The following is an 11,323-nucleotide window of genomic DNA, read 5'->3' on the forward strand; positions in this document are numbered from 1 at the left end:
GACGGCGACGCGGGGCATGAGCGTCAACTCCGGTGTGGTGATGCCGGTGGCTGCGATGTTGGCCGCGCAGGCCGTGCTGTCGATGGCCACCGTCACCCTGCCCGTGCTGGCGCCGGCGGTCGTTGCCGAATCGGGCCCCCCGTTCTCGTGGCTGGGGCTGTACGTCGCCTTGATCTACGCCACCAGCATGGCGTCCGGGCTGATCAGTGGCGCGCTGGTGCGGCGCTGGGGCGCTCTGCGGTTGAGCCAACTGTGTTTGCTCAGCGCCTGCGCAGGCGCCTGCCTCCTCGGCACTGGCCACGTCGCCGGCATGGCTGCCGCGGCGGTCATGCTGGGCATGGGCTATGGCCCTTTGAACCCGGCCAGCTCGCACCTGCTGAATCGCGTGGCATCGCCGCACCATCGGTCCAAGATCTTCTCGCTCAAGCAGACCGGCGTTCCCCTGGGTGCTGTACTGGCCGGGGCCTTGCTGCCACCGCTGGTGCTCTGGGGTGGGTGGCGCGTGGCGGTGTGGGTGGTGGCCGGCACGTGCGCGATGCTGGCGCTTGCGCTGCAGCCGTTGCGCGCCGCCTTCGACACCGACCGGCAGGCCGGCGCCCGTGTCGGTCTGGACAGCTTGGCCGAGCCCGCGCGCATGGCCCTGGCCGACCCCGCCCTTCGACCGCTGGCGTTCAGTTCATTCTGCTACGCGGCATTGCAGCTGTGCCTGGGCACCTACTTGGTGACCTACCTGACCACCGAGCAAGGCTACAGCCTGGTGCAGGCCGGCCTGACGCTGGCGGTGACGCAGGCAGCGGGCATTGCAGGGCGCCTGGTGTCAGGCGACCTGGCCGACCGCAGTGGAGAGCCGCGCAGGGTGATGGGTGCGATGGGATGCCTGATGGGCCTGTGCGCGTTCGTCAGCGCGTTCGCCGGCGCTTGGCCCACGCCGTTGCTCCTGTTGCTCTACGCGGTGTTCGGCGCGAGCGCCATCGGCTGGAACGGCGTGTACCTGGCCGAGGTAGCGCGGCGCGCACCAGCCGGCGCCGTGAGCGTCGCAACCGCAGGGGCGCTGTTCGTCACCTTCGCCGGCGTGCTTGCCGGCCCTCCGGCCTTCTCATTCATGGTCCTGGCAGGCATGAGCTACGGCGCTGCCTTCATGGCCTTCGCGGCCCCCGCGCTGCTCTGTGGCCTGGCCCTGATGCGGCGCACCCGACGGCAGGCCGGCTGACATCTGTTCCTGCCCGCAGCTGTCCAAGATTCTTGACGAACGCAGCCTTTTGGTTCATGCTTAAAACAAACGAACGATTGTTTTTCAACTGCTAGCTGGTCAACGCCCCATGTCCTCCCGCCCGCTGCGCGCGCCCCGCTCCGACAGCCGCCTGCAAGGCCTGCTGGACGTGGCCGCGAACCTGTTCGCCCAGCGCGGCTATGCCGCGACCTCGATGCGCGACATCGCGCTGGGCGTGAAGATGCTGCCGGGCTCGGTCTACTACCACTTCGCGTCGAAGGAAGAGCTGCTGGTCGCAGTCTACGAAGCCGGTGTCGGCGAGCTGGAGGGTGCCGTGCACGCGGCCCTGAAGCCGAGCGCCGAACCCTGGGTGAGGCTCGAAGCCGCCTGCCTGGCGCACCTGCAGACCGTGCTCAAGAGCAGCGACTACGCGCAGGTGCTGATCCGGGTACTGCCCGAGGACGTGCCGCCGGTGGCCGAACGCCTGCGTACGCTGCGCGCCGGCTACGAGCAGGTGTTCCGCGAGCTGGTGGCCGCCCTGCCCCTGCCCGCAGGGACCGACCGGCACGCGCTTCGCTTGATGCTGCTCGGTGCGCTCAACTGGGCGCGCTTCTGGTTCGATCCGCAAGGCCGCGAGACCCCGCGCAGCCTGGCACGCAAATTCGTGGGGCTCCTGAAGGAAGCACAACATGCAGCATGAACGCCCGCCCAAGGTCATCGTCACCAAGATCGGCTTCGACGGTCATGATCGCGGCAGCCGCGTCATCGCCGCCTGCCTGCGTGATTCCGGCATGGAGGTGATCTACACCCCGCCGTGGCAGGAGATCCCCACCGTCGTCAAGCTGGCGATGGAAGAGGACGCCGACGTCATCGGCATCTCGTCACTGGCCACCGACCACCTGATCGTGCCCAGGCTGATGGACGCGCTGCGCGCCGCCGGGCTGGCCGACATCCAGGTCATCGTCGGGGGCATCGTGCCCGCCAAGGACGAGAAGGTGCTGCTGGCGGCCGGCGTAGCCCAGGTCTTCCACCCCGGCGCCGCGCTCGACGACATCGTCACCACTGTGCGCGCGCTGGCCGCCGCGCGCCACGCCCGCCAAGGAGCCGCCACATGAACAAGCCCGTTTCGCAAATCGCCGCAACCGACCTGTCGCAGGCCCAGGTCCGCTGGGAACAGGAGTTTGCCGCCGGTGCCGGACAACCCGAGCCGCTGCGCAATCGGTCCGGCGTCGAAATCAAGCCGCTATACACGCCGCGCGACTGGTCGGGCACGGCTTATGCAGACAGCCTGGGCTTCCCCGGCGAGTACCCTTACACCCGTGGCATCTACCCCACGATGTACCGGGGGCGCAGCTGGTCGCAGCGCCAGCTCATCGGCCTGGGGGTGCCCGAGGATTACAACAGCCGGGTCAAGGAGATGCTGGCGCTCGGCGCGTCGGCGCTGTCGCTCATCCCGTGCAACTCGGTCTTCCGCGGCTACGACGCGGACGAGGTTCCGGCCGAGTTGCTGGGGACCTGCGGCACGGTGATCAATCACGTCGGCGACATGGACCGCGCGCTCGACGGCGTGCCCATCGGCGAGCTGTCCACGGCCATGAACGACCCTTCGCCGTTCACCCTGCTGGCCTTCGAACTGGCGGTGGCCAAGCGGCGCGGCGTGCCCTGGACGCGCATCACCGGCACCTCGAACCAGAGCGACTGCATCTCGCACTTCGTCGCCAACCACATGTTCTTCCGCATCGCGCTGCAGGGCGCGCGGCGCATCGTGGTCGACCACATCGCCTTCGCCAACGAGCAGGTGCCGGGCTGGAACCCGCTGTCCATCGTCGGCCAGCACATGCAGCAGGCGGGGGCCACGCCGGCGGAGGCGATGGCCTTCACCCTGTGCTCGGCGATCCAGTACGCCGAAGACTGCATCGCCGCGGGCATGGACCCCGACCGCTTCCTGCCGCGCTTCACCTTCTTCTTCGACATCTCGGTCAGCCTGTTCGAAGAAGTGGCCAAGTTCCGCGCCGGCCGACGCATCTGGGCCAAGCTATGCCGCGAGCGCTTCGGCGCCAAGGACCCACGCTCCTGGCGCTTCAAGTTCCACGGCCAGACGTCGGGCGTGGACCTGACGCGCCAGCAACCGCTGAACAACATCGCCCGCGTCACCACCCAGGCCATGGCCGGCATCTTTGGCGGCCTGCAGTCGTTGCATACCGATGGCTACGATGAGGTGTTCTCCACCCCCACGACGGAAGCCGCGCGCATCGCCGTGGCGACGCAGAACATCCTGCGCGAGGAAGCCCACCTCACCGACGTCATCGACCCCCTGGGCGGCTCGTATTACGTCGAGTCGTTGACCGACGCGATGCAGCAGAAGATCGAAGCCATCATCGACCGAATCGACGCCGCGGGCGGCATGTACAAGGCGGTTGAACAGGGCCTGGTGCAGAAGATGATCGGCGACTCGGCGCTGGCCTTCCAGAAGCGCGTCGACGCCGGCGAGGAGACCGTGGTCGGTGTCAACAAGTACGCCGTCGAGGAAGACTCGACCGCCTATCCCGCGCTCGACTACCCGGACCGCGCGCGCATGGACGAATACCTGACCCGACTCAAGGCCTTCAAGGCCGAACGCTCCGCCTCTGCGGTGGAGAAGGCGCTCGCTGCGCTGGCCGCGGCCGCGCAGTCGAAGCGGGACAACGTCTTCGCGCAGGTCGTCGCCGCGGCCGAAGCCTGCGCCACGCATGGGGAGATCTGCGCCACGCTGCGTCGTGAACTGGGCTTCGGTCAGCCCTTGACGATCGTTTGATGAACGCCCGAACGAACTCGCTCGAAGCCATCCTGGCAGGCGACCGGCGCGCGGTGGCGCGCGCGATCACGGCGCTGGAAAACGACAGCGACACCGCGCACACCGTCCGCGCCGGGGTGGCCGCGCACGTGGGCCGCGCGCATGTCGTCGGCGTCACCGGGCCACCGGGGGGCGGCAAGTCCACGCTGGTGTCGGGCCTGATCAGGCAGTTGCGCGGGCGCGGCCGCACGGTGGCGGTGGTCGCGGTCGATCCGTCCAGCCCCTTCACCGGCGGCGCCGTGCTCGGCGATCGCGTCCGCATGGGCGAGCACCAGGCCGACGAAGGGGTATTCATCCGCTCGCTGGCGTCGCGCGGCCACCTGGGCGGGCTGGCACGTTCGGCCAGCGACGTCGTCGATGTCTTCGATGCCGCCGGCTACCACACGGTGATCGTCGAAACCGTCGGCGCCGGCCAGTCCGAGGTCGAGGTCACGCGCATCGCCGACACCCGCCTGGTGGTCTGCCCGCCCGGGCTGGGCGACGACATCCAGGCCATCAAGGCCGGCGTGCTGGAGATTGCCGACGCCTTCGTAGTCAGCAAGGCCGACCTGCCCGACGCCCAGAGAACCGAGAATGAACTGCTGTCGATGCTCACGCTGCGCCGCGGCCCGGCTGCCACGCCGCCGGTTTTGCGCACCATCGCGGCCACCGGCGAAGGCTTGCGCGAACTGGTCGACTGGCTGGAACAGCGCACGCAGCGCGGCAGCCGCCACGCCGCCACTGAGGACCGCGCTGCGCGCGAATTGGTCGGGCGTTCGATCGCCGCCGACGGCTACGGCAGGCATCTGGGGCTCGAACTCGTGGCCGCCGCTCGTGGCACGGCCACCGTGCGCATGAGGGTGGGGCCGCAGCATCTGAACTTCAACGGCCGCTGCCACGGCGGCGCCATCTTCTCCCTGGCCGACATGGCGCTCGGCCTGGCCTGCAATTCCCACGGCACGATCGCCGCGTTGATCGACGGCAACATCAGCATCTCGACCGGCGTCGAGCCGGGCGACTGGCTGGTGGCGCATGCCACCGAGGTGTCGCGCTCGCGCAAGGTCGGCGTGTACCGTGTCGACGTGAAGCGTGCTGGTGATCAGGCGCACATCGCCTGCGTGTCGGGAACGGTCTACATCACCGGCAAGCCGGTGCCGGTCGCCGCGCCGGGTGACCGGCCGGACTTCACACCGCTGAACTGATGGCCCGCCCGCCGATCCGTCTGTTCAAACGTGCCCTGGCCGCAGGCGCCCGCCCCGACGCGTGTGCGCCGGCCGCGGCGGCCGCACAGGCGAGTGCGCTGGCCTTGCTGTCACGCAGCGTGGCGATGGGGCACCGCCGCCTGGCGTTACTGCGGCTGCTGGCCGCGGTGCGTGTCGGTGCGGTCGTCCCGGCGTCCGACTGGGCCTATTGCGGCGAGGTGGCATCGCAAGTGGCGGATGGGGCCCTCCGCGGCCTGTTTGCCGAGGCCGAAAGGGTGGGCGTGGGGCTCGGCACCGCCCGAGGCGCCCATGCCGCCCTCGCACGCGCCTGAAGACGCCAAGGGCTGCTGCCGACACGATGTTCGGCACCCGTTGGCCTACAGGAACTCAGTGCCGCCATCGACCATCAAGGTCTGTCCGGTCATGAAATGGCTGTCGGTCGACAGCAAGAAGGCAATGGTGCCGACCAGGTCAACAGCCTCCAGGTTGCGTTGCAACGCCTGACTTCCGGCGATGGCCTTGGTCACCTGCTCGTGCTTTGCGCCGAAGTAGCTCGTCGTTCCCTCGGTCAGCACCAGCGACGGCGCCACTGAATTGACGCGAATCCAGTCGCGCCCCAGTTCGCGCGCCAGGCAGCGCGTGATGCCGATGACCGCCGCCTTGGACACGCCGTAGTCGATGGCATACGCCATGCCATGCACGGCGGCCAGCGACGAGATGTTGACGATGCTGCCGCCGCCGGTCTTGCGCATGCGGCACGGCTGCCTTGCACATCTGCCAGATGCCCTTCACGTTGACGTTCATCACCGCGTCCCACTGCTTCTCTTCGATCTGGTCGAAGCGGGCACCCTTGATGTCGGCGTACAGCGCAGCGTTGTTCACCAGCCCGTCGAGCCGGCCGAACTCGGCCACGGCCGTTTCGGCCGAGGCCAGGCAAGACGCCATGTCGGTCACGTCCAGACGCACGGCCATAGCGCGACCGCCCGCGCCGCGGATCGCGGCAACGGTCTCTTCACAGGGCCGCAGATCGCCGCACACCACTGCCGCGCCCTCGGCGGCGAGCCGCTCGGCGAAGCCTCTGCCCAGGCCGCGCGCGGCGCCGGTGACGATGACGACTCGTTCCTTCATTCTCATGCTGCGTCTCCTGGTGGGGTGGTTTCACCGACGGCCTGCGCCACGGTACGTTGGAAGTAGGCCAGCGCCGGTTCGTTGCGCCCGTAAGTGGCATGGGTCTGCGCCCCGGATGCAAAACCTCGCTGCATGCCTTCGCTGGCGGGGAAGTCCTCCTCGCAGACGGTACGGATGGTCAGATCCATGTTGCGCTGCCAGTGGCGCCGCGCGCTGTCGGAGTCGACCGGGTTCGGCACGTGGAAGTCGAGGTACATGGTGCACTCGTCGACCTTGCCTGGTGTCGGGTAGACCCGCCAGGTCTCGACGTGGTCGACCTGCATGACAAAGACAGTGTTGGGGAACAGCACGTAAACGATGGTGTGGTGAGGGATCAGGTCCCACTCGCTTTCGGGCAGGCCGCGCTGGCTCTCCAGGCTGCGCCGCGGCAGCACCTCGCGCAGGTGCAGGCCGAATGGCTTGAACAGACATAGGTTGGGGTGAAAGAGCGGCGCCACCGAGTCGCGATGCAGCACGCTGAAGTGGTAGCTCTCGAGGAAGGTGTCGATGACCAGCTTCCAATTCAGCTGCCGCCGGATCTCACGCGTCTCATAGTGGTGGTAGCCGGCCAGGCCGAAGGACGCGAACTCGGCGTCGAGTTCGCCCAGGAATCGCTGGGCATCGATCTCCAGGCCCTCCGGGCCGACGCTGGGCTGCACCCACAGCATGCCGTGGCGCTCTGCGAGCGGCAGCGGCGCAAGGCCGTAGGCAGCCTTGTCCAAACCGGGGAAGTTGCGCTGGTCGGGAATGCCGCGCAACTCGCCTTCGAGGCCGTAGGTCCAGCCGTGGTAGGGGCAGACGAAATTCTTCTGCCGCCCGCAGCCTTCGGCCACCCGTGCGCCACGGTGCCGGCAGACATTGTGGAAGGCACGCGCCCGGCCGTCCTTGCCGCGCGCCACGAGGATCGGGACGCCGCTGAGGTCGTCGGTGAAGTGGTCGCCCGGCTGCGGGATCTGGTTGGACAGACCCAGCAACAGCGGGTACTTGCGAAACAACAGCGCCGACTCGCGCGCCAGGCGCTGCGGGCAGGTATAGGCACTCACCGGGTTGAAGCTGACCGCGTCGGCCAGATCCGTGGTGCCGGCGTCGATGTGGGCGAATGCTTGGCGCATCAGCGCCACCTGTTCGTCGCGGTTCATAGCTTTCGCCCGATGCACTGCGGGACCATGATTTTAGCTCGCCTAACGTACGATAGGTAGACGATACAATGGATGGTGGGCTGGGCGCGATATGCGCCGCCGGCAGTGTCGCCGCGCGGCCTGCCCTGGCATACCGGCAATGGAGGAACCATGTTCAGACGCCAATTCCCGGCGGTCGCCCTGCTCGGGTTGGCCTGCCTGGCTCAAGCTCACGCGCAGACCGCACAGAGCTACCCAGCCAAGCCGATCCGATTCATCGTTCCCTACGCGCCCGGCGGCAGCACCAGCCACGTAGCGCGGCTCGTCGCCGCCAAGCTGGCCGAGAGCTGGGGCCAGCCGGTTGTGGTGGACAACAAGCCCGGCGGCAACACGGTGATCGGCTCCGACACCCTTGCGAAATCGCCGCCCGACGGTTACACGATCTCGCTGGCGGCGTCGACGCATGCGACGGTGCCCCACCTCATTGCCAACCTGCCCTACGACCCGGTCAGGGACTTCACGCCTGTGGCCGCCATGGTCACCACCCAGCTCGTGCTGGTTCTGAACCCCGCGGTGCCGGCGAACAACGTGCTTGAGTTCATTGCGTTGGCCAAGGCCAAGCCCGACACGCTGAACTTCGCTGCGGTCGGCACCGGCAGTTCGACCCACCTGGCGGCCGAGGTATTCAAGAGTGTGACCGGTGTGCGCATGCAGCACGTGCCCTACAAGGGCACGGCGCCGGCGTTGACGGACCTCATCGGCGGTCAGATCCAGCTCAACTTCGACACGCCGGTCACGTCGATCCCGCACGTCCAGGCCGGGCGCCTCAAGGCGCTGGCCATCACCGGCAAAGCGCGACTGGCCGCGCTGCCCGACGTGCCCACCTTCGCCGAAGCCGGCTTGCCGGAGTACGACTTTCAGCTTTGGTTCGGGGTGCTGGCGCCGGCCGGCACCCCCAAGGACATCGTGGACAAGATCTCCGCCGCGATCGGCAAGGTCCTGACGCTTCCCGATGTGAGACAGCAACTGGCGAACCAGGGCCTGGATGTCGCGTACCGCACCCCGGACCAGTTCAAGTCGCTGATCCGAGCCGATCTCGAGCGCTTCGGCAAAGTCATCAAGGCTGCCGGAATCAAGGCGGAGTAGCGGCCCCATATCAAACTAACACCTGTTTGATTGCTATACTATGGGACCGGCGCCGCGGAGGCGCTCTCACGGCAAAGGAAGACCATGGATCTCGAACTGAAAGACAAGTCCGTCATCGTCACCGGCGGCGGCTCCAACATCGGCCGCGCCATCGTGTTGGCGTTCGCGGGCGAAGGCGCGCACATCACTATCGGCGATGTCGACACCGCGCAGGCCGACAAGACTGCCGAATTCGCGACCAAACTCGGCGCCGCATCGGTTCAGGTGGTCAAGACCGACGTCACCAGCCTCGAGCAGGTCCAGGCCATGTTCAAGGCGGCGGCGGACAAACATGGGCGGGTCGACGTGCTGGTCAACAACGTCGGCTGGGACAACCTGATGTTCTTCACACAGACGACGCCCGACTTCTGGCGCAAGGTGATCGACATCAACTACGTCGGCGTGCTGAACTGCACCAAGACGGCGCTCGACGTGATGGTCAAACAGAACGGCGGCGCGATTGTCTCGATCAGTTCCGACGCCAGCCGCCAGGGCGAGCCGCGCGAGGCGGTCTACGGCGGCGTGAAGGCGGCGGTCAACAGCTTCATGAAGACGATCGCCAAGGAGAACGGCCGCTACGGCATCCGCTGCAATGTGGTCTGCCCCGGCGTGACCATTCCCGAAACGACCGACGAGGTCGGCGGCAACAGCATGTGGAGCAAGGCCGACAGCATGTTCACGCCAGAGCAGTTCGACAAGATCGCCAAGGCGCTGCCGTTGCGCAAGGTCGGCCGGCCGCAGGACATTGCCAACGCCGTCGCCTTCCTGGCGTCGAGCAAAGCCGGTCACGTGACCGGGCAAGTGCTCTCGGTCTCCGGTGGCTACAGCATGATCGGCTAAAGGGACAACGCCATGAACTACCAGGACATCCTCTACGAGGAGCGCGATCAGATCGCCTACATCTCGATCAACCGCCCCGAGGTCATGAACGCGTTTCGTGGCCAGACGGTCGAGGAGATGCTGCACGCCATGATGAAGGCCGGCTGGGACAAGAATATCGCGGCGATCGTGCTCGGCGGCACCGGAGATCGCGCGTTCTGCACCGGCGGCGACCAGTCGGCTCACTCCGGCCAGTACGACGGCCGCGGCACTGCGGGTCTGCCCATCGAGGAACTCCACAGCGCGATCCGCGACGTGCCCAAGCCGGTGATCGCGCGCGTGCAGGGTTACGCCATCGGAGGCGGCAACGTGATCGCCACGCTGTGCGACATGACCATCGCTTCCGACAAGGCGGTGTTCGGCCAGGTCGGGCCGAAGGTCGGTTCGGTCGACCCCGGCTGGGGCACGGCCTATCTGGCACAAGTCGTGGGTGAGAAAAAGGCGCGCGAGATCTGGTACATGTGCCGTCGCTACACCGCACAGGAAGCGCTCGCGATGGGCCTGTGCAACGTGGTCGTGCCGCACGACCAGCTCGACGCCGAGGTCGCCAAGTGGGGCCGCGAGATCGTCGAGAAGAGCCCGACCGCGATCGCGATCGCCAAGCGCTCGTTCAACGCCTCGACCGAGAACATCCGAGGCATCGGCAGCCTCGGCATGCAGGCGCTCAGCCTGTACTACAACACCGAAGAGTCCAGGGAAGGCGTTCGCGCGTTTCTGGAAAAGCGCAAGCCCGACTTTCGCAAGTTCGGCGCCAGCAAGGCCTGACCCCCCCCCCCGCGTCGGGCGGAATGCCCGCCCCGACGGACGGCCCGTATGCGGGACGGCGGGTTTCCCCGGGGGCAGGCGTCCCTAACTAACGTTAGAGTACGCCAAGAGCAGCCCGGCTGCTTCCGCCAATGCCGCTTCAGGAGCGGCTCACCCCGACCGGACCCGCCGCCGCCTCATCCTCATGCTGACTCTGACCAACGTCCAGATCGTCTATGACAACACGATCGAAGCCGTTCGCGAAGCGTCGCTCGCGTTGGGCCCGCAGCAGATCGTCGCCCTGCTTGGTGCCAACGGAGCCGGCAAGTCCACGACGTTGAAGGCGATCAGTGGCGTGCTCTACCCCGAAGACGGCGAGGTCAAGGGTGGCCAGATCACGTTCGAGGGCCAGCCGCTGGCCGGCATGACGCCCGACCGCATCGTGCGCGCGGGCATCGTCATGGTGCCCGAGGGCCGGCGCCTGTTCGACCAGCTGACGGTCGAGGAAAACCTGCTGATGGGCGGCTATACGCGCTCGGTCGCCGAGTCCAGGCTCGGCCTGGAGCGCGTCTATGCCACGTTCCCGCGCCTGACGCCCAAGCGTGCCATCGTCTCAGGCTACCTGTCCGGCGGGGAGCAGCAGATGGTGGCCATCGGCCGCGCGCTGATGTCGGCACCGAAACTCCTGATGCTTGACGAACCCACGCTCGGGCTGGCGCCGCAGATCTGCGACGAGATCTTCACCATCGTCACCCGGCTGTGCCGGCAGGACGGGGTCAGCATTCTGCTGGTCGAGCAGAACGCGCAGATGGCGCTGTCCATCGCCGACACCGGCTACATCATGGAAAACGGCCGCGTCGTCCTCGACGGCCCGGCCGACAAGATGCTTCGCAACGAGGACGTGCGCGAGTTCTACCTCGGCTTCGGCGAGGGCGGTTCGCGAAAGAACATGCGCGACGTGAAGCACTACAAGCGCCGGAAGCGTTGGCTGTCATGACCCATCCCA

At 67.5% G+C, this 11,323-nt stretch carries 11 protein-coding genes and 1 pseudogene; 10 read left to right on the plus strand and 2 right to left on the minus strand.

Features of this window, described 5'->3' with window-relative positions; translation table 11 throughout:
- Positions 1–16 precede the first annotated feature (16 nt).
- From FN976_RS09865 to FN976_RS09890, 6 genes are all read left to right on the plus strand, one after another.
- Positions 17–1,210, plus strand: coding sequence for an MFS transporter (locus tag FN976_RS09865; RefSeq protein ID WP_145892852.1), 1,194 nt, complete (start codon positions 17–19; stop codon positions 1,208–1,210).
- Between the two features lie 109 nt (positions 1,211–1,319).
- Entirely contained in the window at positions 1,320–1,910 is a 591-nt protein-coding gene (locus FN976_RS09870) for a TetR/AcrR family transcriptional regulator (protein WP_145892853.1), read from the plus strand.
- Complete coding sequence (locus tag FN976_RS09875) at positions 1,900–2,325, plus strand: cobalamin B12-binding domain-containing protein (RefSeq protein ID WP_145892854.1); 426 nt, start codon at positions 1,900–1,902, stop codon at positions 2,323–2,325. The genes FN976_RS09870 and FN976_RS09875 overlap by 11 nt, the downstream gene beginning before the upstream one ends.
- On the plus strand, positions 2,322–4,004 hold the full coding sequence (locus FN976_RS09880) for an acyl-CoA mutase large subunit family protein (RefSeq protein ID WP_145892855.1): 1,683 nt from the start codon (positions 2,322–2,324) through the stop codon (positions 4,002–4,004). Before FN976_RS09875 ends, FN976_RS09880 begins: the two co-directional genes overlap by 4 nt.
- Positions 4,004–5,224 (plus strand): methylmalonyl Co-A mutase-associated GTPase MeaB, encoded by a 1,221-nt coding sequence (gene meaB, locus FN976_RS28815; RefSeq protein ID WP_186510807.1) that lies wholly within the window; start codon positions 4,004–4,006, stop codon positions 5,222–5,224. Before FN976_RS09880 ends, meaB begins: the two co-directional genes overlap by 1 nt.
- Positions 5,224–5,556, plus strand: a complete 333-nt coding sequence (locus tag FN976_RS09890; protein WP_145892856.1) for a hypothetical protein — start codon at positions 5,224–5,226, stop codon at positions 5,554–5,556. The genes meaB and FN976_RS09890 overlap by 1 nt, the downstream gene beginning before the upstream one ends.
- A gap of 58 nt (positions 5,557–5,614) precedes the next feature.
- On the opposite strand, the pseudogene FN976_RS29770 reads toward FN976_RS09890, so the two are convergent.
- A pseudogene (locus tag FN976_RS29770) lies at positions 5,615–6,358 on the minus strand (SDR family NAD(P)-dependent oxidoreductase); the annotation flags it as partial.
- Positions 6,355–7,530, minus strand: a complete 1,176-nt coding sequence (locus FN976_RS09905) for an aromatic ring-hydroxylating oxygenase subunit alpha (RefSeq protein WP_145892859.1) — start codon at positions 7,528–7,530, stop codon at positions 6,355–6,357. The gene FN976_RS09905 and the pseudogene FN976_RS29770, both read right to left, overlap by 4 nt.
- Positions 7,531–7,602: 72 nt before the next feature.
- Between FN976_RS09905 and FN976_RS09910 the strand changes: the two genes are divergently transcribed.
- The 4 genes from FN976_RS09910 to FN976_RS09925 all read left to right on the plus strand — a co-directional run bounded on the left by FN976_RS09910 (position 7,603) and on the right by FN976_RS09925 (position 11,314).
- Positions 7,603–8,655 (plus strand): Bug family tripartite tricarboxylate transporter substrate binding protein, encoded by a 1,053-nt coding sequence (locus tag FN976_RS09910; protein ID WP_145892860.1) that lies wholly within the window; start codon positions 7,603–7,605, stop codon positions 8,653–8,655.
- A gap of 84 nt (positions 8,656–8,739) precedes the next feature.
- Positions 8,740–9,534 carry an SDR family NAD(P)-dependent oxidoreductase gene (locus FN976_RS09915; RefSeq protein WP_145892861.1) on the plus strand — a complete coding sequence of 265 codons (795 nt, stop codon included), beginning with the start codon at positions 8,740–8,742 and terminating at the stop codon, positions 9,532–9,534.
- A 12-nt stretch (positions 9,535–9,546) separates the two neighbouring features.
- The gene (gene badI, locus FN976_RS09920; RefSeq protein ID WP_145892862.1) at positions 9,547–10,338 is read left to right on the plus strand and encodes a 2-ketocyclohexanecarboxyl-CoA hydrolase; all 792 of its coding nucleotides are present in this window, start codon (positions 9,547–9,549) and stop codon (positions 10,336–10,338) included.
- Between the two features lie 184 nt (positions 10,339–10,522).
- Positions 10,523–11,314 carry an ABC transporter ATP-binding protein gene (locus FN976_RS09925; RefSeq protein ID WP_145892863.1) on the plus strand — a complete coding sequence of 264 codons (792 nt, stop codon included), beginning with the start codon at positions 10,523–10,525 and terminating at the stop codon, positions 11,312–11,314.
- Positions 11,315–11,323: the final 9 nt, after the last annotated feature.

The sequence above is a fragment of the Caenimonas sedimenti genome (genome assembly GCF_007833165.1).
GTDB classification, from domain to species: domain Bacteria; phylum Pseudomonadota; class Gammaproteobacteria; order Burkholderiales; family Burkholderiaceae_C; genus Ramlibacter; species Ramlibacter sedimenti.